Annotated in this window: 24 protein-coding genes, 1 pseudogene and 1 riboswitch; of the genes and pseudogenes, 14 read left to right on the top strand and 11 right to left on the bottom strand. The window is 63.6% G+C overall.

The genetic code is table 11. The annotated features are described in order from the left end of the window. Nucleotides 1-17 precede the first annotated feature (17 nt). The gene (locus ABFC66_RS07585) at nt 18-338 is read right to left on the bottom strand and encodes a 2Fe-2S iron-sulfur cluster-binding protein (RefSeq protein WP_346740344.1); all 321 of its coding nucleotides are present in this window, start codon (nt 336-338) and stop codon (nt 18-20) included. A gap of 331 nt (nt 339-669) precedes the next feature. Between ABFC66_RS07585 and ABFC66_RS07590 the strand changes: the two genes are divergently transcribed. Then, nucleotides 670-1,035, top strand: coding sequence for a hypothetical protein (locus ABFC66_RS07590; RefSeq protein WP_346740345.1), 366 nt, complete (start codon nt 670-672; stop codon nt 1,033-1,035). A gap of 6 nt (nt 1,036-1,041) precedes the next feature. On the opposite strand, the gene ABFC66_RS07595 is transcribed toward ABFC66_RS07590, so the two are convergent. Then, nucleotides 1,042-5,241, bottom strand: coding sequence for a translocation/assembly module TamB domain-containing protein (locus ABFC66_RS07595; protein ID WP_346740346.1), 4,200 nt, complete (start codon nt 5,239-5,241; stop codon nt 1,042-1,044). Then, a complete protein-coding gene (locus ABFC66_RS07600) occupies nt 5,241-7,133 on the bottom strand; it encodes an autotransporter assembly complex family protein (protein ID WP_346740347.1) in 1,893 nt (630 codons plus the stop codon). Before ABFC66_RS07600 ends, ABFC66_RS07595 begins: the two co-directional genes overlap by 1 nt. A 76-nt stretch (nt 7,134-7,209) precedes the next feature. Between ABFC66_RS07600 and ABFC66_RS07605 the strand changes: the two genes are divergently transcribed. Both ABFC66_RS07605 and ABFC66_RS07610 read left to right on the top strand, forming a co-directional pair. Continuing rightward, the gene (locus ABFC66_RS07605; protein WP_346740348.1) at nt 7,210-7,896 is read left to right on the top strand and encodes a TetR/AcrR family transcriptional regulator; all 687 of its coding nucleotides are present in this window, start codon (nt 7,210-7,212) and stop codon (nt 7,894-7,896) included. Further along, entirely contained in the window at nt 7,893-8,309 is a 417-nt protein-coding gene (locus ABFC66_RS07610) for a DUF1330 domain-containing protein (RefSeq protein ID WP_346740349.1), read from the top strand. Before ABFC66_RS07605 ends, ABFC66_RS07610 begins: the two co-directional genes overlap by 4 nt. A gap of 2 nt (nt 8,310-8,311) precedes the next feature. Here the strand turns inward: ABFC66_RS07610 and ABFC66_RS07615 are convergent, their stop codons facing one another. Together ABFC66_RS07615 and ABFC66_RS07620 are read right to left on the bottom strand one after the other, a co-directional pair. Then, nucleotides 8,312-9,202 (bottom strand): alpha/beta hydrolase, encoded by an 891-nt coding sequence (locus ABFC66_RS07615; protein WP_346740350.1) that lies wholly within the window; start codon nt 9,200-9,202, stop codon nt 8,312-8,314. A 66-nt stretch (nt 9,203-9,268) separates the two neighbouring features. Next, nucleotides 9,269-10,129 (bottom strand): annotated as a pseudogene (locus tag ABFC66_RS07620) (SDR family NAD(P)-dependent oxidoreductase). A gap of 326 nt (nt 10,130-10,455) precedes the next feature. On the opposite strand from ABFC66_RS07620, the gene ABFC66_RS07625 reads away from it, so the two are divergent. From ABFC66_RS07625 to phoB, 3 genes are all read left to right on the top strand, one after another. Then, nucleotides 10,456-11,787, top strand: a complete 1,332-nt coding sequence (locus ABFC66_RS07625; protein WP_346740351.1) for an ATP-binding protein — start codon at nt 10,456-10,458, stop codon at nt 11,785-11,787. Nucleotides 11,788-11,978: 191 nt separating this feature from the next. Next, nucleotides 11,979-12,689 (top strand): phosphate signaling complex protein PhoU, encoded by a 711-nt coding sequence (gene phoU, locus ABFC66_RS07630; protein ID WP_346740352.1) that lies wholly within the window; start codon nt 11,979-11,981, stop codon nt 12,687-12,689. Nucleotides 12,690-12,770: 81 nt separating this feature from the next. Then, nucleotides 12,771-13,466 carry a phosphate regulon transcriptional regulator PhoB gene (gene phoB, locus ABFC66_RS07635; protein ID WP_346740910.1) on the top strand — a complete coding sequence of 232 codons (696 nt, stop codon included), beginning with the start codon at nt 12,771-12,773 and terminating at the stop codon, nt 13,464-13,466. 79 nt (nt 13,467-13,545) lie between these two features. On the opposite strand, the gene ABFC66_RS07640 is transcribed toward phoB, so the two are convergent. Further along, nucleotides 13,546-14,064, bottom strand: a complete 519-nt coding sequence (locus ABFC66_RS07640; protein WP_346740353.1) for a GcrA family cell cycle regulator — start codon at nt 14,062-14,064, stop codon at nt 13,546-13,548. Between the two features lie 304 nt (nt 14,065-14,368). Here ABFC66_RS07640 and ABFC66_RS07645 point away from each other — a divergent pair, with 304 nt between their 5' ends. The 5 genes from ABFC66_RS07645 (at nt 14,369) to ABFC66_RS07665 (ending at nt 19,292) form a co-directional block, all read left to right on the top strand. After that, a complete protein-coding gene (locus ABFC66_RS07645; protein WP_346740354.1) occupies nt 14,369-15,190 on the top strand; it encodes an ABC transporter permease in 822 nt (273 codons plus the stop codon). 323 nt (nt 15,191-15,513) lie between these two features. Beyond that, nucleotides 15,514-16,728, top strand: coding sequence for an aspartate aminotransferase family protein (locus ABFC66_RS07650; protein WP_346740355.1), 1,215 nt, complete (start codon nt 15,514-15,516; stop codon nt 16,726-16,728). After that, nucleotides 16,725-17,666: an ornithine carbamoyltransferase gene (argF, locus tag ABFC66_RS07655; RefSeq protein ID WP_346740356.1), complete on the top strand. Its 942-nt coding sequence runs from the start codon at nt 16,725-16,727 to the stop codon at nt 17,664-17,666. Before ABFC66_RS07650 ends, argF begins: the two co-directional genes overlap by 4 nt. A gap of 10 nt (nt 17,667-17,676) precedes the next feature. After that, nucleotides 17,677-18,681, top strand: coding sequence for an Hsp33 family molecular chaperone (locus tag ABFC66_RS07660; protein WP_346740357.1), 1,005 nt, complete (start codon nt 17,677-17,679; stop codon nt 18,679-18,681). Next, on the top strand, nt 18,678-19,292 hold the full coding sequence (locus ABFC66_RS07665) for a hypothetical protein (RefSeq protein WP_346740358.1): 615 nt from the start codon (nt 18,678-18,680) through the stop codon (nt 19,290-19,292). Before ABFC66_RS07660 ends, ABFC66_RS07665 begins: the two co-directional genes overlap by 4 nt. Before the next feature lie 36 nt (nt 19,293-19,328). Here ABFC66_RS07665 and argE read toward each other — a convergent pair whose 3' ends face one another. The 3 genes from argE to ABFC66_RS07680 form a co-directional block, all read right to left on the bottom strand. Further along, complete coding sequence (gene argE, locus ABFC66_RS07670; RefSeq protein WP_346740359.1) at nt 19,329-20,498, bottom strand: acetylornithine deacetylase; 1,170 nt, start codon at nt 20,496-20,498, stop codon at nt 19,329-19,331. A 63-nt stretch (nt 20,499-20,561) separates the two neighbouring features. Next, nucleotides 20,562-20,954 carry a Co2+/Mg2+ efflux protein ApaG gene (gene apaG / locus ABFC66_RS07675; protein ID WP_346740360.1) on the bottom strand — a complete coding sequence of 131 codons (393 nt, stop codon included), beginning with the start codon at nt 20,952-20,954 and terminating at the stop codon, nt 20,562-20,564. Between the two features lie 210 nt (nt 20,955-21,164). Next, nucleotides 21,165-22,349 carry an O-succinylhomoserine sulfhydrylase gene (locus tag ABFC66_RS07680; protein ID WP_346740361.1) on the bottom strand — a complete coding sequence of 395 codons (1,185 nt, stop codon included), beginning with the start codon at nt 22,347-22,349 and terminating at the stop codon, nt 21,165-21,167. A 76-nt stretch (nt 22,350-22,425) separates the two neighbouring features. Beyond that, nucleotides 22,426-22,505: riboswitch (SAM riboswitch) on the bottom strand. A 122-nt stretch (nt 22,506-22,627) separates the two neighbouring features. Here ABFC66_RS07680 and ABFC66_RS07685 point away from each other — a divergent pair. From ABFC66_RS07685 to ABFC66_RS07695, 3 genes are read left to right on the top strand one after another with little or no spacing between them, the layout of a single operon-like run. Beyond that, nucleotides 22,628-23,788 carry a 2'-deoxycytidine 5'-triphosphate deaminase gene (locus ABFC66_RS07685; RefSeq protein ID WP_346740362.1) on the top strand — a complete coding sequence of 387 codons (1,161 nt, stop codon included), beginning with the start codon at nt 22,628-22,630 and terminating at the stop codon, nt 23,786-23,788. Between the two features lie 4 nt (nt 23,789-23,792). Beyond that, a complete protein-coding gene (locus ABFC66_RS07690; protein ID WP_346740363.1) occupies nt 23,793-24,176 on the top strand; it encodes a CidA/LrgA family protein in 384 nt (127 codons plus the stop codon). After that, nucleotides 24,173-24,880, top strand: a complete 708-nt coding sequence (locus tag ABFC66_RS07695) for an LrgB family protein (RefSeq protein WP_346740364.1) — start codon at nt 24,173-24,175, stop codon at nt 24,878-24,880. The genes ABFC66_RS07690 and ABFC66_RS07695 overlap by 4 nt, the downstream gene beginning before the upstream one ends. 137 nt (nt 24,881-25,017) lie before the next feature. Here ABFC66_RS07695 and ABFC66_RS07700 read toward each other — a convergent pair whose 3' ends face one another. Continuing rightward, nucleotides 25,018-25,431 (bottom strand): hypothetical protein, encoded by a 414-nt coding sequence (locus tag ABFC66_RS07700; RefSeq protein ID WP_346740365.1) that lies wholly within the window; start codon nt 25,429-25,431, stop codon nt 25,018-25,020. An 89-nt stretch (nt 25,432-25,520) separates the two neighbouring features. Beyond that, entirely contained in the window at nt 25,521-26,519 is a 999-nt protein-coding gene (locus ABFC66_RS07705) for a radical SAM protein (RefSeq protein WP_346740366.1), read from the bottom strand. Nucleotides 26,520-26,565 lie beyond the last annotated feature (46 nt).

The raw sequence follows: 26,565 nt of genomic DNA on the forward strand, positions 1-26,565 counted from the left end.
GCCGTCTCACGTCAACGTCAGTACTGGCGGGCGGGGGTGCGAACGACGAGACCGTCGATCGCTTCGTCCACCTTGATCTGGCAGGAAAGGCGGCTGTTCTCTTTGACGTCGAAGGCGAAGTCGAGCATGTCGCGCTCGAGATCTTCCATCGGCGCGAGCTTCTCCATCCAGCCATTCTCGACATAGACGTGGCAGGTGGCGCAGGCGCAGGCCCCGCCGCAATCTCCGTCAATGCCCGGAATGGTGTAGCGGATGGCGCCTTCCATCACGGAAAGGCCGTTGGGAACATCGACCAGATGTTCGGTCCCGTCGCACTCGATGTATTTAATCTTCGCCATGGCGACTTCACTTCCCGCCGTTTCCTTTTGCCTGGCGGTGAGCCGTTCGAGCGGCTCGTTCTCACTCAGGCAATACCCATGCGAGAAATGTGATATATGCCGCCAAAGTTGACGCTGCGTCACAATGTCCGGAAGCCGGGTGACGGGTGCGACAGATAGTCCAGCCAAGCGGGACGGCAGGCGGTGCGATTCGTTATCATCCGTATACGGTTCATCGCATCGTTACGGGTATCGGCGAATGGTTGCGACCGTGATGCAAATGCAACTATGCGAGACGGCAACGCGTTCCTATATTGGGGCCGCAACGGTCCTGAAAAAAGGTGCTGAGATCATGAAGAATCGTATCGCGCGGCCGCTATTGGCCTTGGGCGTAGCCGGATTTGCCACGGTTCTGGCGGTTTCTTCCGCATCCGCGCAGGACACGGCGCCGTCGCAGACGGGCGGGCAGGGCGGCGACAAGGTCTATGAACTCAAGGACGAGCCGGATTCGCCGCCGGTCAACCACCGTTCCGATCAGGACCCCCGTTACGACACCAAGGCGCAGCATGACGCCGAGATGTATGCCGACCAGTACGAGCAGCGGCGTCAGGAAGAAGAGGCCCGGCGGCAGAAGCTGCTGAACAGCGGCAACAAGATCGCGCCGGGCGGCCAGCGCGGCAGCGTGGATGACGGTTTTCCGCCCCGCTCCTCCTACTGAGATTTTCTAATAGTCCCACTTCCAGTTGACGCCGACGTCTCCGCCGGTGCTCTGGCCTATGCGCGTGTCGACCGTGATCTGAGGCGTTACCTCGATCTGAACCTTCACGGAGCTGTCGCTCGAAAGAGCGCCCTGCTCCACGCCGACATAGATGCCGTTCCGAATATACTTGCCTGCCGCGACGGTCGTGGCGCCGGATTCCGCCTGATCGATCCTGAGCACGTCGAGGCCGAGCGTGTGCTGGACCGAGCCGAGAATGCCGGCGCCGCTGAAACCGCCCTTGCCGGAGAGCTGCGCCAGCGTGTTGGCAAGCTGCACCGCCTCCATGGCCGAGAGTTCGCCTGCCCCCTTGTCGAAAAGAATGCGCGAGAGGATTTCGTCGCGCGGCAGTTCCGGGTCGGAGTTGAGCGTTATCTGGGGCGCCGAACTGCGGCCGGTCACGACGACATTCGCGGTCAGGTCGGTCCGCTTGTAGGTGAGTGTCGTATCGATATCGGGATCGATCGGCGTCCGGTCGAGGAAACGCACGGCGCCCTTGCTCAGCGTGAAGGTCTTTCCGGCGAAATCGAGCGTGCCGCGCCGGCTCGTCAGCGTTCCGTCGATGCGCGGGTCTTCGGCGGTGCCGTCGATCTTGAGATCGCCATCCCAGAGCGAGTCGAGGCCGCGCCCGCCGACCTTGAGAGGTGCGCCGAAGCCGAGCGCGATATCGAGGTTGACCGGCACGGGCGTCGACCGTTCCGCCGCCGCGATGCGGGAAGGCGGGCCGTTGACTTCGACGACATCGATTTGCGCGACGCTGCTCGAAAGCTGCTCGGGGATCCTGATCTCCGCAAGTGTCGTGGCGAGCTTGCCCTTGATGGTCAGGGGCGCGTCGGGTCCCGGCGGAAAGGTCGGGCCCGCGAGTTCGAGTGCGCCGTCGAAGGCCATGTCGGCTTCCGAGCGCCGCACCAGATGCGCGTTTGTGAAAGTCGCATTGGCAGAAATGGCCGGAAAGGCACTCTTCGCCAGATGGATTTCGCCGCTCGCCGCGACATGGCCCTTCGCGCCGTCAGTCGCGTCGAGCGTGAAATTCACCATCTGACTGTTGCGCCCGGTAAGGGATAGAGAAAGCGCGCGCAATACGGTGCCGCTGTCGAAGTTTTCGTAGACACCATTGGTGAGGGTTGCCTGGCCGCTGATGAGCGGCCCGGAAATGTCGCCGCTCGCTCGCAACGCGACGGTCGCGTTTCCGCTGAGTTGCTGCGAGGTGAGATCGGCCAGCGCCACCAGCGACGCCGCGGGACCCTCCCAATCGAGACTGCCTGAGACGGCGCCGCGCCTGGCAAGCGTTGGCCAGGCGCCATCGGGTGCGCGTATCACGGGGAGAGACGCCTTCAGCTCGAATGGCCGCGTCGAGACGCCCATGGCAGTGGCGGAGAGATCGAGCCGGCCGCGCGCCCACTTGCCGTCGAGTGTCGCATCGAAGGCAGGACGTTCTGTCTCGTCCGCCTGCGCGAGCGTGAGCTTCGAAAGCTTCAACGAAAGCGAGCCAGTCTCCCTGCCACTGTCGAGCGTGAGCCTTGCGTCGCCGAGACCACGTGCGGTTTCGCTGAGGAGGAAGGGGCTGGCGAGTTCGAGCGGCACTCCATTCGCCTCGAGATCGAGCCGCACGGCGCGGGATCGGAGCGCGAGGCTTCCCTTGATCGTGCCGCTGCCCGAAGGCCCCTTGGCATTGAACGACACCGCCTTTGCATCCGCGCCGCCTCGGACGCCGATCGTCGTGGGCTCAGCAAGGGCGAGCGAGGCACTGCCAAGGGCGAAGTCGAACTTTGAAACGGAAAGCGTATTGGGTTTCTCCGCATAGATGGCAGTCGCGGCAAGGGATACCGGCTCCAGCTTGTAGGATTCGCGGGTGCCGGCGGCGTCGAGGGCAAGCGCGAGTTTCGCGAGCGGGCCCTTGGCGGTAAGACGCGTCGTCGCAAGCCGCGTAAGCCCCACCTGTCCTGCGGGCGCCTCAAGCGTTCCATCGATATTCATGGCCCCGAAGAGGTCGTCCGCCTGCACGTCGAGCGCGATGCGTTCCAGATCGATCCTGTCGATGATGTCGATATTCGCTTGTTGTGCGCGGACGGTGAGAGTGGCGTGTTGCTTGCCGCCGCGCGGCTCAGCCGTGAGCGTGACCGAGCCGCTGCCGTCAATGGCGACGCCGGTTGCGACGGTGAAGGCATTCAACGACGTGCGGTCGCTTTTGAGCGTGCCGGTGAGAAGCCCTTCACCGGACATGGAAAGGGCGCCTTCCAGCGAGGTGCCGAAGAGATCGGCTTTCAGCGCGTCGAGCCTTGCGCCGCCTTCGTCCGGCAGCGACAGCGTCGCGTCGAGGGCGAGCTTGCCGTCCGGTCCATCGAAGCGAAAGGCGAGTGGCCCGTCGCCACCTTCGTCGGCGGTGACGTCGAGGGTTGTGAGTCTGGTGCTGAAGCCGACAAGCGAGCCGTTTGCGAGCTTCGCCCTCACGGTTCCGCGCGGTGCGGCGAGGCTTCCGGCGAGCGAAGCTTCGGCGTTGAGGCGTCCCGCGATGTCGCCGCCGGGTAGCAGTGTTTCGATCCTGTCTGCTTCGAAATGCGCCTCGCCGGACAGAACCTTGTTGGCGCTCTGCGACAGGGAGGCCTCGAAGCGATAGGTGCCGGACGAAGGGGTGATCGCGATGGAGGGGAAGGCGAAGCCGCCCGGCTTCGGCAAGAGCAGCGAGGCATCCACCGCGATGTCGCCGCCAAGAAGCCGGTTGAGCGTGTCGTCGCGGAAATTCACGCCCTTCGTCTTGATGACGACATCGCCCGCGCCGTCGCCGTCGGACGCGCGCGCGAAAGGCGAAAGCGTGATCCGTGCCGCCCCCGACACATCTTGCCCGATCAGCGCGCCGAAGGGGCTGAGATCGTCGATTGCCGCCTCGGCCGCTCCTTTGACATTGCGGCCGTCGAGCGAGACATCGCCCGAGAGAGCGAGTTTTCCCGAAGGCGTGGTAATGCGGGCTTCCTCGATATGAGCGAGGTCTGAGGCGCGGTCGATCTGCGTGACGATGCGCCATTGGATCGCGGCGAGCGCGGCATTGCCGGCTTTACCCGCGAAGCGGTCGAGGCCGGACAGCGTTCCTTCTGCGGCAAGTTCGTGCATGGTGGCGCTGAACGCCCTGGTGAGGCGCGCGCCGCCGGTGAGCGCGAAGGGTGCGGCATCGAGGTGCAGATTTTTCAGCGTCAGCGTGTCGTCGCTATCGAGGGCCATGTCGGCCGCAAGCTCGACATGGCGCGCGCGCCCCAGATCGGCAAGCGCATTCGCAACCACGCTGCCATCGGCGCTCAGGGCCGTCGAGAGCGTGAGCGTCTGGATCCAGCTCCCTTCAGTTCTCGCGGAAAGGGTGAGGGCCGAACCTGCATCGAGATTGGCGTCGCCGGTCACCTTGCCGTTTTCGTTCCGGGCGCGCGCCGTCAGCGTCACACGTTCCGCCCCGGCAACATGGCCGAGCGTGGCGACGAGGCCCGGCTTCGCCTTGCTGCCATCTTCGACGAACATCGCGGCGTCGAGGCCTTGGGTCCGGCGGTCGAACAGGATGTTCGCGTCGATCCTGCCGGGTACGCGATCGGTCCGCTGCGCGGCGAGAGTCAGATTGAGCCGGTTTGCGCTGAGTCCGAGCTGCGCCGTCGCATCGAGTTGCGCGAGCATCCCCATTTCATCGATGCCGGTGAGCCTCTTGCCGAGCGTCAGCCGTTCGAACTTCGCCGAGTCGATACGGATTGCGACGGGCAGGACCGGCAGGCTGAAGCCACCCGATGTCGAGGGCGTACCGCTGATCGGGGGGCGCGAGATGCCGAGGGCGACGGCGGACAGGTTCTCCACGCGGAAGGTGCCGAGGAGAAGGGATGAAGGACGCCAGTCGAGCTTTGCCTCATCGAGCGAGAGCCAGACACCCTTGCTGTCGCTGACCGTGAGCTTGCGGATTTCGAGATGCTGGGGCCATGTGCCGCCCAGTTCGCCGATCTCGACTTTCGTGCCGCCCTGATTGATGGCGTCGAGTGCGATGGTGAGGATTCGCTCGCGTATGTTCGGCACCTGAAGAATGACGAGCGCGGTCGCGACGAGAGCAAGTGCTGTCGCGGCGAGGCCGAACGCGATGGCGCCGGCTGCGCGAACGATGCCGGTCGTATGGCTGAGATCGGGCGAGTGCGCGCGCGCCATCAGAAGGCCTGGCCGAGTGAGAAATAGAGTTGGAAAGAATCGTCGATCCCCGGACGCCGGTTGAGCGGAACGCCGATATCGGCCCTGATGGGCCCCGCGATCGTGTAATAGCGAAGGCCGATGCCAGTGCCGAGGCGCAGCTGTTCGCTGAATTTCGGCGTGGCCGTCGACCAGGCATTGCCCGCGTCCAGAAAGGCGACGAGACCGATGTCGCGGCTGAGGCGATAGCGCGCTTCCGTGCTTGCTTCGAAGACGGAGCGCGCGCCGAGCGGTTCCTTTTTCGCGTCGAGCGGGCCGACGAGCTGGTAGCCATAGCCGCGGATCGAGCTTCCGCCGCCGGCATAAAAGCGGATCGAGCCGGGCACGTCGCCCGTTTGTTGCGCAAGCATGGAGCCGTAGCGGCCACGCAGCGCCAGCGTGAACTTGCGGCTGAGGCTCCAATAGGTCGACGCCGTTGCATCGAGTTTCACGAAGGTCGTCGCCGCGCCGTCCGCGCGTCCGCCATAGGGTGTGAGCGCCAATCCGAGCCGCATGCCCTGCGTCGGATCGAGCAGGTCGTCGGTGCCGTCATAGCGGCCGGTCAGCGGTATGCCGAAAAGTTCATAGGCATGGTAGCCGGTGCTGTCGGTCGTGCGTTCGATTTCGAACGAGAGGCCGCCGCTTACATCCAGATTTTCGCGCAGCTTCCGCGCAATGCCCGCCGCCGTCTTCACACGGTTCTCGTGATAGGCGTCGGTGATCTCATGCGCGACCTCGAAATCCGCGAGCAGGGACTGGTCGTCGCGCAGGAAATGCGGCTTGTTGAAATGCGCGCCAAGGAGCTGCAATTCCTGCGCGACGGTGAGATCGAGGTGAAGCCTTTCAGCGGCGCCGAAGAAATTGCGGTGCTCCCAGAATGTGGTGACGCCAGCCCCCTGATCCGACGACCAGCGCGCGCCGACGCCGACGGAACGATGCGGCCGCTCCGTGAGCGTGAGTTTTTGTGGCACCGCGTCGTCGGGGGTGTCGATGACGTCGAGCGTCACGCGGTCGAAAAGTCCGGTTTTGCGAAGGGCGGAGACGGTTTCGTCCGCCTTGCTCCGATCGTAGGGATCGCCCGGTTTGAACTTCGCGAGCGAGCGCACATAGTCGTCCTTCGTTCTTCCTTCGTTTGCGATCGTGAGGTCGCCGAAGCGTTCCGGCGGGCCTGCCGCGATCGTCAGGGTGATGTCGGCCTGATTGCTTCCGAGATCGACGACGACCTTTCGCTCCGCGAGTTTGGGGCGCGGATGACCGTGATTTTCAAGAAAGCTCATCGCCGCTGCGGTGAGGTCGATGACGCGCTGGGCCTGTGCCGGCCGGTTGCCCTTCAACCCGAGCCGCGCCGCATCCCGCGGCAGCGAGGCAATGTCGGATGGATTGTCGGCATAATGGATGGTGAAAGATCGGATCATGGTGCGCGGGCCGGGCGTCACCTTGAAGGCGACGTCAAAACGGCCGCCCTGAGCTTCCGATATCTCGACATCCACGCGGCCGTTGTAATAGGCCTCGGACCGCAAGACTTCATTCAGTCGCGAGGCGTCCTCGGCCGCGCGGCGGCGCAGCTGGCCGAGCGTGGTTGGCGATGGAGCCCTGCCTTTGCCAAGCTGCATGTTGTCGGTCAGAAGGCTCAGGAGATTGTCCGGGATATTTGCGCCTGTGACGCGCGTTGCGAAGGCGATGGCGGACGTCGATTTCGCGGGGGCCGTGGCCTGCGGCTCCTGCGGAGCAGCCCGCAGTGGCGAGAAAACGGACGCGGCGGCGAGGTATGAAAGGAGGGCAATGCCGGCGGCGGGCGCGAGTTCGTGCCGTAGCGCCGCGATGGCCGCTCCCAGCCGCCGACGTCCGGGGACATGCAATGCCGGTTGATGCATGATGCGATCATACAGGGATTGGGGATGCGCCGAAGCCGTCTTGACCTGTTTAATGACTGACATTAGTATGAAACACATGCAGCAAAAAGACACGACCAGGCGTGGCGACACGCGCGAAAGGCTCATCCTCGCCGCCGAAAAGCTCTTCGGCGAACACGGCATTCATGGCGTGACGCTGAAGCAGATCAACGAGGCCGCCGGCCAGCGCAATGAGTCCGCCCTGCATTACCACTTCGGCTCCAAGGCGTCATTGCTCGCGGCGATTTTCGAACACCGCGTAAGGGTGATCGACGAGCGCCGGGTCGCCTATCTGGACGAGGTGATGCGGAAGGGCGAGGAGCATGATCTTCGCGCCGTAGTTATCGCGACCTTCCTGCCGATGGCCGAACTGCTCGACACCGAGGAGGGCGTTCGCTTCGTGCGCTTTCTGGCACAGGCTCTCAACGACCCGGAGATCGACCTTCCGTCCCTCGCCCTGCGGAGCGAGTTTGCCGGTATCAGGCACACGGCCTCGCTGCTGACGGCCTCGCTGGGCGACCTGCCGCCGGAGATCGCAATCCAGCGCCAGCGGTTTCTCGTGGAAATGATCGTGAGTTCGCTCGCCATCTGGACGCGCCACCATGGCGCTGCGTCCGATGTGGCTGCGCGGACGCTTTTCCTCGCGAACCTTTTTGACTCGATCGTCGGTTTTCTGACCGCGCCGGTTTCAGCCGAAACGCTCAATGCGCTGAAGCGTGCAACGAAAAAGAAGGACAGGAAATGAGCGGAGCCATTGAGCCGACCGGGGCGCAGCTCGAGGCCTTCACGAAGGCCGACCAGACGGCGCCCATCGGCATGCTCAATCTGCTCAAGTTCCGCGACAAGGCGGAATATAAGGACGGTCGCGATGCCGGCGGACTTTCAGGTCAGGACGCCTATGGCCTTTACGGTCTGGTCGCCATGGAGAAGATCAAGGCAGTCGGTGGCCGCTTCTTCTGGGGTTCGCCGAGTTCCGCGCCGCTCATCGGCGGCGAGACGGACGAATGGGATATGGTCGCCATCGTGCGCTATCCCTCGCGCAAGGCATTTCTCGACATGATCGCGATGCCGGATTATCAGGCCGCGCTCGTTCATCGTGAGGCTGGCCTTGCCTGGCAGGCGCTCATCCCCTGCCGCGGCGACGCCATTCCCGAATAGGGCTATTCGCTCAGGAATCCGTTCACGACATTCATGAATTCGTCGAGCTTGTCGTGGTGCACCCAGTGCCCCGCGCCGTCGATGTTGGCGACGCGCGCATTCGGAAAATGCGCGGCGCGGCCATCGGCGAGAGGATCGCTCGCCCAGCTTTCCTTGCCGCGAACGAGCAGCGTCGGGCAATCGATTCGCGACCAGAGATGGGTCGCCATTTGCGGGTCGAAGCCTGAAGGCGGCAGGACGCGCAGGTAATTGTCGAACTTCCAGCTGTAGCTGCCGTCCTCGTTCTGGTTGACGCCGTGAACGGTGAGGTGCCGCGCGCGCTCCGGCGACAGATGCGGGTTTTCCGCCTGCATCCGCTTCCACGCTTCCTCGATCGAGGCGTAGCGTCGCGGCTGGCGCGCGGACATGGCGCGCATCTCGTCGATCCATTTGCGAAGGCGCTCGTCGGCGCTGTCCTTCGCGCGCTCCGCCAGCATCTTGGGCGACGGTCCGAGCCCTTCAATGGCGATGAGCTTCTTCACCGTCTCGGGGTAGAGCCCGGCATAGCGCAGTGCAACGGCCCCACCCATCGAATGGGCAAGGATCGTCAGCGGAGCGAGGCCTTTCTGATGGATGAGCTGCGCGATGTCGTAGACATAGTCGTTCATTTCATAGGTGCCGCCGACCATCCATTGGCTGTCGCCATGGCCGCGCAGATCGGGGGCGATGATGTGGTAGCGGTCGCGAAGTTCCGCCGCCACCCAGTCCCAGTTGCGGCAATGGTCGCGCGCTCCGTGAATGAGCAAAAGCGGCGGCGCGTCCTCATTGCCCCAGTCGACATAGTGAAGCCGGAGGCGCTGGGAGACATAGAATTGCGAGCTGGGGCCGATGAGGCTGCTGGCCGATGACGACATGACGCTTCCGCTGTTTTCGTTTCTTTGCGACAGATTAATCCATCGGGGGGCGGAAGCCCATTGGGCTCAGGCGGGCGTCTTCGGCGCTTCGTTGTCCGTCAGCATGCCGAGGCCGCCCTTATTGGGGCCGCGGAAGAATATGCGTCCATAGGACGCCGGCATGAGACGCTGGATGATGTCGAGAACCCTGGCGTCGGGGCCGATAAGGATGCGTCCCTTGTTCTTCTTGATGCCGGAGATGATGACCTCGGCCGCACGTTCGGGCGTGGTGCGCGCGAGCCTGTCGAAGCCGGAGGCCGCTTCCTCACGCACCGTCGTCTGAACGCTCTGGAGGAAGCGGGCGTTGCGCATGATGTTGGTCTTGATGCCGCCCGGATGAACACAGGAAACGGCGATGTCGGAGCCGCGCATTTCGTGGCGCAGCGCCTCGGTGAAGCCACGTACCGCGAATTTGGCGGAGTTATAGGCGGCCTGCGTCGGCACGGCGAAGAGGCCGAAGACGCTCGACACATTGACAATGTGGCCCGCTCCCTTGGCCCGGAGCTGCGGCAGGAACGCCTTGGTGCCGTAGACCATGCCCCAGAAGTCGATATTCATCACTCATTCGAAGTCCTCATAGGCGAGTTCCTCGATCGTGGCGACCTGTGCGACACCGGCATTGTTGATGACGATATCGGCGCCCCCGAATGCGCTCTCCACTTCCTGCGCGAAGGCATAGACGGCGTCGCGCGAGGCGACATCGATGAGGTAGGTCGTGACCTCGCCGCCTATCGCGGCGATGCGCGACGCGGTTTCGGCAAGGCCGGCCCGGTCGAGGTCGACGGCGGCGACGCGGGCGCCTTCCCGCGCCAGCGCAACGGCGGTCGCCCGGCCGATGCCGCTGGCGGCGCCCGTGATCACCGCTGTCTTGCCTTTGATGTCGGTCATGTGAAATGGCCTTTTGAAACAAATCCGCGGATGCCGCGCCAAGAGGCCGAATTTAAGGAAAATGAGACGAATGTCATCAGCCTGAATGGGCCGGGAACCGCGGCGCTGCCGATGCCGGTATCCGACGCGGCGCCCTTTACGTCCGGAAATGGCCGTTTCATGGGGCGAGGCGTCCCGGCCGCCCGTCTGCGAACTTCATCGTAATGTCATCGTGAATGGCATACTCAGATGCTAACAAGATTGCTTGAGTCGGAATCCTGGCGCCGGACTATATGTAGCGAGGCGGGTGAGCGAGAATTATGGCGACCACGGATGGAGAGACGAGCTTGATTCGGGAGAGAGCGCGGGATTTTGCCGGGCGCTGGAACAGCACGCGTACCTTCGTCGCCGCCACCGCCATCGTCTTCCTGATCCTCGGCGCGGTCGGCGCGCTGGGCCTGTGGTCGTCGATCCTTGCCTTTACCGCGCTTGCGGGCGTGGCGGTGCTTCAGAGCATCCTGACGGGCGAGGCGCGGAGCGCGATGATGCGCACCATGCCGCAGCAGCCGCTCTCCGCCGCTGCCTTGATGGGGTCTGGCGCGGGCCTTGCCATTCTCAACGAACTGCCTGACCCGCTCATCATCCTCGATGGTGCCGGGCGGGTGACGCTCGCAAACCGCGCGGCGGCGCTGATCGTTGGGCCCTCGCCTGTCGGCAAGCATGTGGCGACCGCCATCCGCAACGCTCCGCTCATCACCGCGATCGAGGAAGTGATGCGGGGCGGGGCAGCCCGCAGTGTCGAATACAGCGTTCCCGTCCCCGTGGAGCGCCATTACAACGGCTATATCTCACCCATTGATATCGATGCCGCGTCGGCTGTCCCCGGCATCGATCCGGCGCGCCGCCGCCGCGACCGGCCCGTGCTGGTCCTGCTGCGCGACGTCACCGACATGCGTCGCGTCGAGGCCATGCGGGTCGATTTCGTTGCCAATGCCAGCCATGAGCTGAAGACACCGCTTGCCTCCCTGTCCGGCTTCATCGACACGCTCCGGGGCCACGCGAAGGACGATCCGCAGGCTCAGGCACGCTTCCTCGAGATCATGTCCGATCAGGCGGGCCGAATGCGCCGCCTCATCGAGGATCTTCTGTCCCTGTCGCGTATCGAACTCAGGGAGCATGTCCGGCCGGATAGCGTGGTCGACCTCCTCGGCGTGGTGGACGACGTGACGGACGGGTTGACGCCGCTCGCAGCGCAGAACGGGGTCGAGATCGTGGTTTCGGCGGAACCTGGCCTTCCCAACGTGCGGGGCGACCGGGATGAGCTGGGGCAAGTCGTGCAGAATCTGGCTGATAATGCCATGCGATACGGCCGTTCGGGCAAGCGCGTCGAGATCAACCTCGCGCCCGACACCAAGGCAGGCAAGCCGGTCGTGCGGCTGACCGTGCGCGACTTCGGGCCCGGCATTGCCCGCGAACATCTGCCCCGCCTGACCGAGCGCTTCTATCGCGTGGACGCGGCGGCCAGCCGCGCCAAGGGCGGCACCGGCCTCGGCCTTGCCATCGTGAAGCACATCGTGAACCGCCATCAGGGCACGCTGACCGTCGACAGCGAGGTCGGCAAGGGAACGGTGTTTTCGGTCCTGATTCCCATCGCAGGCGAGGCCAAGCCTGCCGCCTGAAACCGCCCGTTATTTTGCGCCTGCCCACTCGGCAGATCGCAGATTTCGGGGGTAAAGTGGCTCATGTCATAAAAGTGACACTTAACCGTCACGAACTATTTGTACCGGCGCATTAGTTTGCCCCGCGTAGCGATGCGCGACGGGGCGGAAACCGGCCGCGAGGCTGGCTTGAGGGCAAGAGGAGACGAGGCGTGACCGATCACACAGTGAAGTCCTTCCAGGAAGAGCTCGACGGCATCACCGCGAGCATCGCCCAGATGGGTGGTCTGACCGAGGCGCAGCTCGCAGGCGCCATCGAAAGCGTCTCCCGGCGCGATAGCGAACTTGCCGAGCGTACCGTCCAGGAAGACCGCCGCATCGACACGCTGGAAGCCGAGATCGAAGCGCGCGCCGTGCGCGTCATCGCTCTGCGCCAGCCCATGGCGTCGGACCTTCGCGAAGCGATCGCCGCGATCAAGATTTCGAGCGACCTCGAACGCATCGGCGACCTCGCCAAGAACATAGCCAAGCGCGCCCTTGTCATTCAGGGCGACTTCGACACGCCTGTCCGCCTCATCCAGGGCATTGCCCGCATGGGCCGCCTCGCGCAGGGCCAGCTCAAGTCCGTGCTCGATGCCTTTTCGAACCGCGACGCCCAGGCCGCCATGGAAGTCTGGCGCGGCGACGAGGAAATCGACGAAATGTACAACTCGGTCTTTCGCGAGTTGCTGACCTATATGATGGAAGATCCGCGGACCATCGGCGTCTGCACCCATCTCATGTTTATTGCAAAGAACATCGAGCGCATCGGCGACCACGCGACGAATATCGCCGAAACCGTGCGCTATGTGGTGACGGGCGTACCCGTCGCCGACGATCGACCCAAGGGCGACAAGACGAGCTCCACGTCTGTTGGCGCTTAACGACAGGATCAGGACGAGGATCGGATGGACATGGCGATCATCGAAGAACGCGAACAGCCGGCAGTTGGTTTTGAGCGGCGCATGAGGCCGACGGTGATGATCGTCGAGGACGAAGAGGCGCTTTCGACGCTCCTCCAGTACAACCTCGACAAGGAAGGCTACAAGGTCGTGGCCGCCGCCGATGGCGAAGAGGCCGCGATGCTGATCCGAGAGGTGACGCCGGATCTCGTTCTTCTCGACTGGATGCTGCCCGGCATTTCCGGCATCGAGCTTTGCCGGCGCCTGCGCGGTCGTCCCGAGACGCGCAACCTGCCGATCATCATGATCACCGCGCGTGGCGAAGAGGCCGACCGCATTCGCGGCCTGGACACCGGCGCCGACGACTATGTGACGAAGCCCTTCTCCATGACGGAGCTTCTGGCGCGCATCCGCGCCGTGATGCGCCGCATCCGCCCGGCGCTCACCGAGGATCTGGTGACCTTCGGCGATATCGTCATCGACCGCGCCGCCCATCGCGTGCGCCGCGGCGAACGCGAGGTCCATCTGGGCCCCACCGAGTACCGGCTTCTCGATCATCTGATCCAGCATCCGGGCCGCGTCTTCAGCCGCGAGCAGCTACTGGATGCCGTTTGGGGCTCCGATGTCTATGTCGAGGCCCGCACGGTCGACGTGCATGTGGGGCGCCTCCGCAAGGCGCTCAACGAGCGGAACGAGAAGGACCCGATCCGCACCGTTCGTTCGGCCGGCTACTCGCTCGACGAGCAGTTCAGGAACTGAGCCGCGCCGTCAGGCCGGCAACAAAAAACCGGCGTCCCCGAAAACGGGGCGCCGGTTCTTTATTTGACCCGCGCAATGGTCAGATCGCGTAGCTGTCCTTGCGGGTACGATCCCGATTGCGGCGGGGCTGCACGGGCTGGTAGGCGAGCCGCGCATGCTCCGTGCAATAGGGCGCATTGGAGTCCGCGCCACGGCCGCAGAAGTGGAAACCCGGACGGCCCGGATCGCCGATCGGCCATTTGCAGGTGTGCTCGGTCAGCGTGAGCACGGTCGCCCGCTGGGCAGGCTCAAGCGCTTCCGCCTCGATCCGCGCGATTTCGGCACGCTCGATGTGGGCTTCGCTCCGCAGCTCCTCGGCGCGGCGCTCCACCACCAGCGGGTCCGGACGGCCGCGCAGCGGCGCCATCGCCCGTGCTGTCGTCTGCGGACGGGGCCTTGCCGGACGGCTCGGCGTCGCGCGGCCCGACAGGCCCAGACGATGCACCTTGCCGATCACGGCGTTACGCGTAACGCCACCGAGCTGCTTGGCGACCTGGCTTGCGCTCAGCCCGTCAGACCACAGCTTCTTCAACATTTCGACGCGTTCATCGGTCCACATTTGGATCACCTTCCCCTCGCCCCGATGCTCAGTCCCGTCCGCGGGTCGCAGACAACCGATCGAGGCCCCAGTCACGCGGCGCTCGATTGCGAGGGTGAGCGACCGCACAGGCCCCACCATGAAACTGCACTAGATTTCGTAGGCCCTGATATTAAATATACAAGATAGAGCCAGAATTTCGCAACCGCGCCGTTCTGAATGGAATTCCTTATCCACAGAAAAGCGCTGGTTTGCAGGCATTGCCCCGCGCGCGCCGAGCGCCTAAATCTGAACCACACATCGGGTTCGAAAAGAGGGGCGACAGATGAGCTTGAGCAGCGGTGAGCGAGCCTTTCCCGAAGTCGGTGTGCGCCGCTTCGGTTCCGTGAACTGGCTCGGCACATGGACGCTTTATCTGAAGGAAGTCCGGCGCTTCTGGAAGGTTCTGACTCAGACGATCGTCGCGCCGGTCATCACGACGCTGCTCTATCTGGCGATCTTCGCGCTTTCGGTGGGAAGCTTGCGCCCCGCCGTGCATGGCGTGCCCTTTGTCGTGTTCCTGGCGCCGGGCCTCATCATGATGACCATGATCCAGAACGCCTTCGCCAACACCTCGTCCTCGCTCCTCATCTCGAAGGTGCAGGGAAACATCGTCGACATATTGATGCCGCCGCTTTCGCCGGGCGAACTCAATTTCGGCATTGCGCTTGCGGGCGTGACCCGCGGTCTGGTCGTGGGCGCGGTGACGGCGGTGGGCATGGCCCCCTTCGTGACCATGTCGATCGTCCATCTCTGGGCGGTGGTCTTCTTCGCCGTAGGCGCGTCGCTGATGCTGTCGCTGCTCGGCATGCTCGGCGGCATCTGGTCGGAAAAGTTCGACCATCTTCAGGCGGTGACGAATTTCATCGTTCTGCCGCTCACTTTCCTTTCCGGCACCTTCTATTCGGTGGACCAGCTTCCTGCCTTCGCCCATCGGATCACCCATTGGAACCCGGTTTTCTACCTGATCGACGGCTTCCGCTATGGCTTTACCGGCCATGCCGACGGCTCGATCCAGACCGGCGTCATCCTGACCGTGGCGGTCAATGCCGTTCTCTGGATCGTCAGCGACCGCCTGTTCCGGAAGGGCTATCGGCTCAAGGGGTGAGGCATTCGGGCCGGTTTTGGGCCTGGCCGGGGGTAAAGTCCCCGGCGGGCCGGATTTGACAGGCCCTTTTGCCTCCGTAATACTGCGTCACTTCTCGGATCGCCGCCCTTCTTAGGCGGCGTTTTCTATTGGGCGCGAGACAGATCAAATGATCATGGACGGGAAACGACGACGCTGACTGGAAAACCGCGGTGCCACGAGGGTGTCGCGGAGGAAGACCAGCTTGTCGTTCGGAACTCCCGACCGTCGCCCGGCCCGCGATGCTCAAACAGCCATTTTATCGAGCATCGAGGGACCAAAGGAATATTGAGAAGGACCTGATCTTGATTACCCCAGTGTTGCCGACTTATGCGCGGGCCGACCTCGAATTCGAGAGAGGCGAGGGGCCCTATCTTTTCACCGCAGCTGGCGAGCGCTATCTCGATTTCGGCGCGGGCATTGCGGTGAATGCGCTCGGCCATGCCCATCCGACCCTTGTGAGCGCGCTGACCGAACAGGCGCAGAAGGTCTGGCACGTCTCCAACATCTACAAGATTCCGGGTCAGGAAAGACTCGCGCGGAAACTCGTCGACGCGACCTTCGCCGACACGGTGTTCTTCACCAATTCGGGCGCCGAGGCACTGGAATGCGCGATCAAGATGGCGCGGCGCTATCACTTCGTCGGCGGTGCGCCGGAGCGCAATGAACTCATCGCCTTCGAAGGCGCTTTCCATGGCCGCACACTCGCGACCATCGCGGCCGGCGGCAACAAGAAGTATCTCGAAGGTTTCGGCCCCGACATGCCGGGCTTCGTGCATCTGCCCTTCGGCGATCTGAAGGCGCTGGAAAAGGCGATCACCTCGACTACGGCCGGCATTCTCATCGAGCCGATCCAGGGCGAGGGCGGCATCCGTGTGCTGCCCAATGAAGACCTCCGGAAGATCCGCGCGCTGTGCGACGAAGCAGGCATTCTGCTCGTGCTCGACGAAGTGCAGACGGGATTTGGCCGCACCGGCAGGCTATTCGCGCATGAACTCGCGGGCGTGACGCCGGACATCATGAGCGTGGCGAAGGCACTGGGCGGCGGCTTCCCGGTCGGCGCATGTCTTGCGACGGAGAACGCCGCGCGCGGCATGACGGTCGGAACGCATGGTTCGACCTATGGCGGCAATCCGCTGGCCATGGCGGTGGCGGACGCAGCCGTCTCGATGATGATGCAGGAAGATTTCCTTGCCCATGTGCGCTCGATCGGCGTGAAGCTGAAACAGAAGCTCGCCGGGCTGATCGACCAGCATCCGTCGATCATCGAGGAAGTGCGCGGCGAGGCGCTGATGCTCGGCCTCAAGTGCCGCATCACCAATACCGATCTCGTCCAGGCGCTGCGCAAGGAACATCTTCTGACGGTGGGCGCGGGCGACAATGTCGTGCGGCTTCTGCCGCCGCTCATCATCGACGAGAGCCATCTCGACGAGGCGCTCGGCGCGCTCGACCGGGCCTGCTCGGCCCTCGAAGCGGAGGTGGCGCAAACATCCGCCAAGGCGGCCGGAGGTGCGCAATGACCGCGCTGAAGACCTATCGCGATTTTCTCGACCTCGATCATGTCGAGCCTGTCCAGCTGCGTTCCATCCTTGATGGCGCCAAAATCCGCAAGGCCGCCCGCAAGGGCAGGCCGCAGGCCGAGCCGGACTCGGACAGCCCCCTGAAGGGCAAGCTGCTGGCCATGCTCTTCGAGAAGCCCTCAACCCGGACGCGCGTGTCTTTCGACGTGGCGATGCGTCAGCTCGGCGGCGAGACGCTTCTCCTCAATGGCAACGACACGCAGCTCGGCCGGGGCGAGACCATCGCCGATACGGCGCGGGTTCTGTCGCGCTATGTCGATGCGATCATGATCCGCACGACGGACCACAAGCATCTGATGGATCTGGCGGAATATGCCAGCGTTCCCGTCATCAACGGCCTTACCGACAAGTCGCATCCCTGCCAGCTCATGGCCGACGTGATGACGTTCGAGGAGCACAAGGGGCCGATCAAGGGACGCTCCGTTGCCTGGGTGGGCGACGGCAACAATATGGTGACTTCCTGGATTCATGCGGCCGCCCAGCTCGACTTTGAACTGCGGCTCGCCTGTCCGCCGGAGCTTTTCCCGGATGCGGGCGCGCTCGAATGGGCGCGGGGCAAGGGCGCGAAGATCGTGACCACCACCGATCCGTTCGAAGCGGTGAAGGGCGTGGACTGCGTGACCACCGATACCTGGGTTTCGATGGGAACGCCGGAGGAAAAGGCACGACATCGCCACAATTTGCTTGCACCCTATCAGGTGAACGAGCGGCTGATGGCGGCTGCGGGCAAGGACGCGATCTTCATGCATTGCCTGCCGGCGCATCGGGGCGAAGAGATGACGGCCGATGTGATCGACGGGCCTCAATCGGTCGTGTGGGACGAAGCGGAAAACAGGCTCCATGCGCAGAAAGGCGTCCTGGCGTGGTGTTTTTCCTGAGTGATTTTCAATGAGTGAGATGGAGCCGGGCTCCCTGAACGATCGTCTTGTTTCCCATCGCGATGATGTTGTGCTGCCTTTCCAGATTGAGGGGCTCGGCATACGTGGTCGCGTGATCCGCCTCGGGCCGCTGGTCGATCAGGTGCTGACGCGTCACAACTATCCGGAGCCTGTCTCGCGGATGCTGGGCGAGGCGCTTGCGCTCACCGCCATGATCGGCTCCGCATTGAAGTTCAAGGGTCGCTTCACGCTGCAGACGAACGGCAACGGCCCCGTGAGCATGCTCGTCGCGGATTACTGGACGGCGGACGAGGATCGGAGCTTCGGCCAGCTTCGCGGCTATGCCCTGATGGACGAGGAACGCCTCGCGCAATATATCGCCGAGGGCCGGACCTCCACGCCCGATCTGCTTGGCGAAGGCCATCTCGCCATGACGATCGATCAGGGCGCGGACATGGAGCGCTATCAGGGCATCGTGGCGCTGGGCAACCGGGGCCTTTCAGAAGCCGCACATGAATATTTTGCCAGCTCCGAGCAGATTGCGACGCGCATTCAGCTCGCCGCCGGACCGCTTTTCCAGCGCGACGCAGAAGGACATGGCGGCACGTCATGGCGCGCCGGCGCGATCATGATCCAGCACATCGCCCGCGATGGCGGCCTCACCGGCCATCGTGATGCGGAGGATGCAAGACCGTTCACCGATGAGGAAGAGAACTGGAATCGCGCCTCGATCCTTCTTGGTACCGTCGAGGATCACGAATTGCTCGATCCGGCGCTAGCGCCGACGGAACTTCTCTACCGCCTCTTCCATGAGGACGGCGTGCGCGCCTTCGAGCCTGCCGATGTCGCGTTCGGCTGCCATTGCTCGCGCGATAGAATGACCGATGTGCTGCGCTCCTTCGGTGCGGAAGAGATCGATGACATGGCGTGTGACGGCACGATCGAGGTGACCTGCGATTTCTGCAGCGAGGTCTATCTCTTTGCGGCAGACAAGTTGAAGGAGGGACTGGAATGAGCCTGACATTTTCGGCACGCAATCTGGCGGCTGCCACCCTTATGGCCTCTGCGGTCATCCTCGGCGCCTGCGCGAACGAGCCGCCGCCTGCCCCCCGGTCCGACATCGGTTTTGTCGGCCGGCCGATCAAGCTCGACGTCGCCTCGATCTCGGTTGACGACCGCTACAATCCGCCGGGCCGCGCGCCCAATGTCGAGCAGCTTCATTCGGTGACGCCGGCAGGCATCGCGCAGCGCTGGGCCGATACGCGCCTCGTCGCGGTTGGCAAGCGCGGCATCGCAACGCTGACGATCCTTGATGGCAGCGTCGTCGAGACGCGCCTGCCGACCAAGGGCGGCGTCGAAGGCTTTTTCGGCGATCAGGTGGATACGAAACTCACCGGCTCGCTGAAGGCGAAGCTCAACGTGGCGATCCAGGGCGACAAGCCGGGTGACTATGCCGCCTATTCGGCGACCGTGTCGGCCTCGGGCACGCAGACCATTCTGCAAAGCGCGACGCTCAACGAGCGCGACAAGGCCTATTCGGACCTGATGCAGGTTGTCGCCCAGAAGTTCGACGCGGCGCTCACCGCCGAGGTCAACCGCAACATGGCAGCGGTGATCCGCCCCTGAGCTGACTTGGCCTGACCCGATCGGGCAACGGCGGCGTCACGCGCCGCCGACATGCTCCGCCAGCCTCGCCATGAAGCGGTCGCATTCGGCGATCTGGGACAGCTCGATGAATTCGTCGGGTTTGTGCGCCTGGTCGATCGATCCCGGGCCGCAAACGACGGTCGGAATATCCGCGAGCTGAAAGAGCCCGGCTTCCGTGTTGTAGGACACGGCCTCCGCCGAATTGCACTGCGCCAATTTCATCACGAGCGTTTCGCCGGGCGAGCCGTCATCGGCCGCAAGGCCCGGCGAACGGGCGCGCATCCTGGTCTCGACATTGGCATGCGGGGAGACGGCCCGCATGCGCGGCAAGACTTCCTGCGCCACATGCGCGTTGAAACGCGAAATGATTTCTTCCGGATCGAGATCAGGAAGCGGGCGGCACTCCCAGCCGAAACGGCAATGGCCGGGAATGATGTTGACCGCGCTTCCGCCTTTGATGGTGCCCACGCTGATCGTCGTATAGGGCGGGCGGAAGCGGCCCGATGCGTCGCCACGCTCGCGCATTTCTTCGGCGAGCTTCATCAGGAAGGCGATGAGTTCGGCGGCGTATTGAATGGCGCTCACGCCCTGGTGTGTCTGGCTCGAATGGAATTCGAGGCCTGTCACCGTGGTCACATAAGACTGGATGCCTTTATGCGCGTTGACGACCTTCATGCTCGAAGGCTCGCCGACAATGACGATCTGAGGCCTGGGCAGCGTGCGGATGACGCTATCGATCATCGGCCGCACGCCAAGGCAGCCCACTTCCTCGTCATAGGAGAGCGCGAAGTGGACCGGAATTTCGGGCCCGCGCGCGAGGAAGTCAGGCACATGGGCAAGGGCCGAAGCGATGAAGCTCTTCATGTCGCTGGTGCCGCGCCCGAAAAGCTTGCCTTCCCGCTCGACGATGGAGAAGGGATCATGGGTCCATTCCTGATCATCGACCGGCACGACATCGGTATGGCCCGAAAGGACGATGCCGCCTGCGCGGTCGGCGGGCCCGAGCGTCGCGAAGAGGTTGGCCTTGGTATCGTCCTCATTGGCGATCAGCCGGCAGGCGATGCCATGACCCGACAGGTAATCCTCGACGAAGGCGATGAGTTCGAGATTCGAGTTGCGGCTCGTCGTGTCGAAGGACACGAGCTTCTCGATCATCTCGCGTGTGGAATAGCGTTTCGCGGCCATGTGCGGACCCCAGACGGAATGGGTCGGCATCATAGCGAAGAGCGAAGCGGTTGCGAAATCGGCCTAGTTGGGAAGGACGGTGCTATGGGGGCAGTCGAGCGAAAAGGCCGGTATGTCGACGCTGAAGGTCTCGCCCTTTTCGGTTTCCATCTGATAGGTGCCGAACATGATGCCGAAGGGTGTCGAGAGGGGTGTGCCACTCGTATATTCGAAGCTCTCGCCAGGCTTCAGCACGGGCTGCTCTCCGACGACGCCGGGGCCGCGCACTTCATGGACATGGCCCGAGGAGTCCGTGATCTTCCAGTAGCGCGAGCGGAGCTGCACCGTCCGGTCGCCCCGGTTCTCGATGACGATGTGATAGGCCCAGACGAAATAGTCCTGCTCTGGTTCGGATTGGTCTTCGAGGTAGGTCGGCTCGACCTGAATGCGGATGGAGTTTGTCTGAGCGCTATACATCTTGCAGTCCTTGCGGGGGGAGGGGGCCTCTCCTCTCCCCGTGAGTGCTCTGGATATTCCGGGTGTCCGGGTACGCATACAACATCCGCGATAGGCAAGGGTAGCCCCAGGCTCGCGCCGGAGTTTGCCCTCGCCGGATCACATTATCGCGAATGCGCTAACTCTCGATTAATGACGTCTCTACAGGTTTGTACTCGCCAGAAAGCAGAATCAGGCGCGGCTCAAGGCCGCATCGATATCCTCGATGAGGTCCTGAGGATCTTCGAGCCCGACCGAAAGGCGGAGCATCCCTTCGCCGATCCCAAGGGCTGCGCGCTGTTCCGGTGTGAGCCGCTGATGCGTGGTCGTTGCCGGATGGGTGATCAGGCTCTTCGCGTCGCCCAGATTGTTCGAGATCTTGATGACCTTCAGCGCATTGGCGAAGCGGAACGCCGCTTCCTTGCCGCCATTGACCTCGAAAGCGACGATATTGCCGCCCATTTCCATCTGCTTCATGGCCAGTTCGTGCTGCGGATGGCTCTTCAGGCCCGGATAAAGCACGCGGCCGATCTTTGCATGGCCGTCGAGGAGTCGGGCGACCGCGTCGGCATTGCGGGCATGTTCGCGCACACGCAGGTCGAGCGTTTCGAGGCTCTTGAGCATGATCCAGGCGTTGAAGGGGCTGATCGAGGGGCCCGTCTGGCGGAGGTAGTTCGCCAGATTGTCGTCGATCCACTGTTTGGTCGAGAGGACCACGCCGCCGAGACAGCGGCCCTGACCGTCAATGTGCTTGGTTGCCGAATAGACGACGACATCGGCACCGAGTTCGAGCGGCTTCTGCAGGATGGGCGTCGCGAAGACATTGTCGACGACGAGCTTCGCGCCCACCGAATGGGCAATTTCGGCCACTGCCGCGATATCGATCACTTCAAGCGTCGGATTCGAGGGCGATTCCAGAAACACGACCTTCGTATTGGGGCGGATCGCGGCCTTCCAGGCGTCGAGGTCGCGGCCGTCCACCAGCGTCGAGGTGATGCCGTAGCGCGGCGCCAGATCCTCGACGATGTAGCGGCAGGAGCCGAAAAGGGCCTGAGACGAGAGGATGTGATCGCCCGCCCGGACCTGACACATGATCGCCGCCGTCACCGCCGCCATGCCGCTCGCGGTGGCGCGGGCGTCCTCTGCGCCTTCCAGAAGCGCCATGCGCTCCTCGAACATGCGGACGGTGGGGTTGGAGAAGCGGCTATAGACGAAGCCGGGCTCTTCGTTCTTGAAACGGCGTTCGGCGGCTTCCATCGTCTCGTAGGTGTAGCCCGAGGTCAGGAACATCGCCTCGCTCGTCTCGCCGAACTGGCTGCGGACGGTGCCGCCGTGAACGAGGGAGGTCCGGGGACGGTATTTTGTGGGCTTCGTCATGATGGTGCCTGCCTTGGCAACCCCTTCAGGGGCCGTAAATCGCGGAAAACAAAAACCCCGATCGGCAAGGGATCGGGGTTCGCGAAACCCGACCTCTTTAGCGGTTTGTTTAACGTGGCCGCAAGCCGGTCGGCTCAAATCACCACGGAATGGGCCGCATTTAAGTCTCATTGCCTCTCGGGGTCAAGCCGGACCGGCAGGGGCTTTCCGGGCGGCTTGCCGCGACTTATAACGGGCGGACCGGCCGCGAGGGCCGGCTGGCAAGGCAAGGCTTCGGCATGACACGAGCGGCGGACGACCTCTTTCCCGACCATGACGGCACGGAACTCCGCCATGCTGGGCCGGGCCAGGTGCATGCGACCGGTATCCTGCCTGCTCACGGCATTCAGACGCTGATCCGCGAGCGGGAAATATGGGCCTGCAAGGAGATCGACGCGGGGCAGATCCAGCCCGCGAGTCTCGACCTGCGCCTTGGAACCGAAGCCTATCGCCTGCGCGCGAGTTTCCTGCCGGGGCCGGACAGGGGCGTCATGGAGCGCGTTCAGGAACTCGCGCTCCACAAGATCGACCTGACCGACGGCGCGGTGCTCGAAACCGGCTGCGTCTATCTCGTTCCCCTCGTCGAGGCGCTGGCGCTTTCCGAGCGCACGTCCGCAGCCGCGAATCCGAAAAGCTCGACCGGACGGCTTGACGTCTTCACTCGCGTCATCACGGATTTCGGGACCGAGTTCGATCAGGTGGCCGCGGGCTACAAGGGGCACCTCTATCTCGAAATCTCGCCGCGAACATTTCCGATCCTGGTGCGTCACGGCTCGCGCCTCGCCCAGATCCGCTTCCGCCGTGGTACGCCGAACTTTTCCGACACCGAACTGAGGCGGCTGCATGAAGAAGCGCGGCTCGTCGACGGCGAGGCCGATATCGATGGCGGGCTCGGCCTGACGGTCAACCTCCAGCCGGACAAGGAAACCGGTCTCGTCGGCTTCCGCGCCAAGCGCCACGCAGGCCTTATCGATGTCGATCGGCGCGGTGAGTATGACGTGTTCGATTATTGGGACCCGCTCAGAGTGCGGCCCGGCGAGGGGCTTATTCTCGACCCGGACGAATTCTACATCCTCGCTTCGCGCGAGGCGGTTCATGTTCCGGCGAGCCATGCGGCGGAAATGGTTCCCTATAACCCGCTGGTCGGCGAGTTCCGCGTTCACTATGCGGGCTTCTTCGATCCGGGCTTCGGGGCCAAGGAAGCGGGCGGGCTCGGCAGCCGCGCCGTGCTCGAAGTGCGCAGCCATGACGTGCCCTTCATCCTCGAACACGGACAGATCATCGGCCGCCTCGTCTTCGAGCGTCTGACGGATCGTCCGGCGGTTCTCTATGGCGAGGGGCTCGGCTCGAATTATCAGCGCCAGGGTCTGAAGCTCTCCAAGCACTTCAAGCCGCTCTGATGCGATGACGGCGCGCAACGTCCTTCACTACGCGCTCTCCTTTCTGCTGTTGGTGCTCTGCAACGCGGCGGGTGGCGTCATCGCTGCGTCGCTGCGCCTGCCGGTGCCGGGAACCGTGATCGGCATTCTCATCCTGCTCGCCGGCCTCGGATTTCTCGGCCGCGTGCCGCCGCCGATCCGCCGCACCGCCGAATTTCTGCTGCACCATCTGAACTTCTTCTACATCCCCGCTGGCGTCGGCGTGATGGCCTATGCGGCGCTGGTGCGGCAGGACCTTCTGCCGATCGTCGCCGCGCTCCTTGGCGGTACGGCGGTCGCGCTCGTCGCGGGCGCGCTCGCCTTTCACTGGACGGCGAAGCTGACGGGGAATTCGGAGGAAGAATCGTGAGCGTCGATTGGCCTGTGGTCATGCAAGGCACGCTCTGGCTCGCACTTACATTTGTGGCCTATCTGGGCGCACGTCGCCTGCAGCAGGCTCTCAAGGGGAATCCGCTCGCCAATCCGGTGCTGCTTGCAGCGGCGCCGCTCATCGCACTCCTCGTCGCGAGCAACACGAGCTATGCAGAATATTCGCGAGGCGGATGGTTGCTCCTCTGGCTGCTGGGGCCTGCCACAGTGGGGCTTGCGGTGCCGCTCTATCTCAACTTCGCGGAAGTGAAGAGCGCGCTTGTGCCCATGATCGCCGCGCTGCTCGTCGGCTCGCTGACGGCAGTGGTTTCGGCGGTTGCGATCGGATATGCGCTCGGCGCGAGCATCGAGACCATCCGCTCGCTGGCGCCCAAATCGGTGACGACGCCGATTGCGATGGGCATTGCCAGAGAGATCGGAGGCATTCCCGCACTGACCGCCGCTTTCGTCATCATTACCGGCGGGGTCGGTGCGATCTGCGGCAGCGCGCTATTCAATGCGATCGGCGTGACAGACGGCCGCGCGCGCGGTTTTGCGATGGGCATTGCGGCGCATGGTATGGGGACCGCGCGCGCGTTTCAGGTGAGCCTCAAGGCCGGCACATTCTCGGGCGTCGCCATGGCGATCAATGGCATCGTCACCGCACTGCTGCTGCCAATGTTGTGGCTTCTTCTCGCTAGCTGAATGAACAAAAACGCGGCGCTCAATGCGCCGCGTAACAGCCGTGACGAAATCCGGTTTCGCCGTCAGGAAAAATTGCTGCGACCGACCACCCGGGGGGTCAGGGTTAAGTCGGCCGGTCGCGCAACCTTGGCGGAAGCTCAGAGGTGATCCGGGTTTCCGTCAAACATCTTGAAGTTCACATCGCCGCCCTTGGCGTCGAAGCGGCGCAGCGTGCCCTTCTCGTCGACCTGATAATCGAAGCAGCCGCTCGTGCGGTCCGAGCCGAGATAGATGCAGAACTTGCCATCCTTGACCGCCCACTTGCCGGTATAATGCTTCCACTTGCCAGCCTGCTGGCACGGACGCTCGCCGCCACGGATTGCGCCGTCGGCGTCATAATATTCGCGGAAGTCGTTGCGCCCGGCGCCGCAGCTCAGATACTGACCTTCGATCGTCTTGCCAACGATGAGCTTCGCGACGTCCTCTCCCTTCATGTAGACATCAGCGAAGGCCGACCCGGCGATCAGACCGGCTACCGCAACGCCAGCTACCAGCAGAGATTTGATGTTCATTCTCTTTCTTCTCCCTTTGATGGGGGCGAAAGCGGAAATGCTCCCCGTTCGTCCGATGGAGAAAAGAGTGGCGTCAGGAAGACGGATGCTCATTGATTAGGGTCAATGACCCGATTTGGGACGCCAGGGCCCTGGGCTACCGAGCAGCTACCGCCGCCCAGCACGCAGAATTTCGCGCAGTGGCGGTGATTGAGTCTCACCGGGCGAAAGCTTTCCGCGAGCGTTGCGCCGAGATCGAATTGCGGATCGTCCGGCAGGAGAGTGCAGGCAATGACACGGGGAGAGGGTGCGCCCTTGCGCTTTACGATCATGCGGCTCGTTGCACACATGAGGCTTGCAGGATCGACATGCAATATGCCCCAGCAGGCCGCGGTGATCTCGGGAACTTCCGCGTCTTCATCCATTTCCGGGAAGAGAACGAGCGAGGTTGGATCGCGAGCGTCGAGCGGTATCCCCTCGCGCGCGAACAGCGCCGCGAAGCCTGCCCGTTCGCTCTCCTCCGGTTCTGCCGACCGGGTACGCCCGGCGACCGCAGGCGCAAAGCCCTCGCACGCCAGGAAGCGCAGGCCCTCCATGGTCCGCGCGAAGGACCCCATGCCGCGCTCGCGGTCATGGAGCTCCTCCGTATAGTGATCGAGGCTGACGCGCAGGCGGAGTGACGTGCCGTAGCGGTCCCTGAGGCGCTGGAGTTCCCTTTGGCACCGGGAGCGCATCATTGGCTGCATGGCGTTTGTGAGGATGAGCACTTCGTGCCCGCGCGAAAGGGCCTCTTCCGCCATCTGGAAGATGTCCGGATTCATGAAGGGCTCGCCACCGGTGAATCCGATCTGCCGTGTCGGCAGACCTTCCCGCGCAATCTCGTCGAGATAGGCAACCGCTTCAGCGGCCGTGATGTAGGAGAGACGATCCTCCGTCGGGCTCGAATGGATGTAGCAATTGGTGCATTCGATGTTGCAGAGCGTGCCGGTGTTGATCCAGAGCGTACCGAGTTCGCGGAATTCGACAGAAGCGCGCCGCTCCCCCTTGGCGGTGATGTCGGGGTGGGAAAACTTCGTCAGGGGCAGTCTTGCAGCGGCGAGTTCGTTCATGCTGCACAAGCTAGCATCGGCCACCCGCTTCGCCATTCACAAATGC

The organism is Parvibaculum sp., from assembly GCF_039680535.1.
Taxonomy (GTDB): Bacteria; Pseudomonadota; Alphaproteobacteria; order Parvibaculales; family Parvibaculaceae; genus Parvibaculum.

What these genes read in the sequence shown, in the direction of transcription:
- ABFC66_RS07585 (WP_346740344.1), bottom strand. Translation starts at nt 338, where the DNA reads ATGGCGAAGATTAAATACATCGAGTGCGACGGGACCGAACATCTGGTC.
- ABFC66_RS07590 (WP_346740345.1), top strand. Translation starts at nt 670, where the DNA reads ATGAAGAATCGTATCGCGCGGCCGCTATTGGCCTTGGGCGTAGCCGGA.
- ABFC66_RS07595 (WP_346740346.1), bottom strand. Translation starts at nt 5,241, where the DNA reads ATGGCGCGCGCGCACTCGCCCGATCTCAGCCATACGACCGGCATCGTT.
- ABFC66_RS07600 (WP_346740347.1), bottom strand. Translation starts at nt 7,133, where the DNA reads ATGCATCAACCGGCATTGCATGTCCCCGGACGTCGGCGGCTGGGAGCG.
- ABFC66_RS07605 (WP_346740348.1), top strand. Translation starts at nt 7,210, where the DNA reads ATGCAGCAAAAAGACACGACCAGGCGTGGCGACACGCGCGAAAGGCTC.
- ABFC66_RS07610 (WP_346740349.1), top strand. Translation starts at nt 7,893, where the DNA reads ATGAGCGGAGCCATTGAGCCGACCGGGGCGCAGCTCGAGGCCTTCACG.
- ABFC66_RS07615 (WP_346740350.1), bottom strand. Translation starts at nt 9,202, where the DNA reads ATGTCGTCATCGGCCAGCAGCCTCATCGGCCCCAGCTCGCAATTCTAT.
- phoB (WP_346740910.1), top strand. Translation starts at nt 12,771, where the DNA reads ATGAGGCCGACGGTGATGATCGTCGAGGACGAAGAGGCGCTTTCGACG.
- ABFC66_RS07640 (WP_346740353.1), bottom strand. Translation starts at nt 14,064, where the DNA reads ATGTGGACCGATGAACGCGTCGAAATGTTGAAGAAGCTGTGGTCTGAC.
- ABFC66_RS07645 (WP_346740354.1), top strand. Translation starts at nt 14,369, where the DNA reads ATGAGCTTGAGCAGCGGTGAGCGAGCCTTTCCCGAAGTCGGTGTGCGC.
- argF (WP_346740356.1), top strand. Translation starts at nt 16,725, where the DNA reads ATGACCGCGCTGAAGACCTATCGCGATTTTCTCGACCTCGATCATGTC.
- ABFC66_RS07660 (WP_346740357.1), top strand. Translation starts at nt 17,677, where the DNA reads ATGAGTGAGATGGAGCCGGGCTCCCTGAACGATCGTCTTGTTTCCCAT.
- ABFC66_RS07665 (WP_346740358.1), top strand. Translation starts at nt 18,678, where the DNA reads ATGAGCCTGACATTTTCGGCACGCAATCTGGCGGCTGCCACCCTTATG.
- argE (WP_346740359.1), bottom strand. Translation starts at nt 20,498, where the DNA reads ATGGCCGCGAAACGCTATTCCACACGCGAGATGATCGAGAAGCTCGTG.
- apaG (WP_346740360.1), bottom strand. Translation starts at nt 20,954, where the DNA reads ATGTATAGCGCTCAGACAAACTCCATCCGCATTCAGGTCGAGCCGACC.
- ABFC66_RS07680 (WP_346740361.1), bottom strand. Translation starts at nt 22,349, where the DNA reads ATGACGAAGCCCACAAAATACCGTCCCCGGACCTCCCTCGTTCACGGC.
- ABFC66_RS07685 (WP_346740362.1), top strand. Translation starts at nt 22,628, where the DNA reads ATGACACGAGCGGCGGACGACCTCTTTCCCGACCATGACGGCACGGAA.
- ABFC66_RS07690 (WP_346740363.1), top strand. Translation starts at nt 23,793, where the DNA reads ATGACGGCGCGCAACGTCCTTCACTACGCGCTCTCCTTTCTGCTGTTG.
- ABFC66_RS07700 (WP_346740365.1), bottom strand. Translation starts at nt 25,431, where the DNA reads ATGAACATCAAATCTCTGCTGGTAGCTGGCGTTGCGGTAGCCGGTCTG.
- ABFC66_RS07705 (WP_346740366.1), bottom strand. Translation starts at nt 26,519, where the DNA reads ATGAACGAACTCGCCGCTGCAAGACTGCCCCTGACGAAGTTTTCCCAC.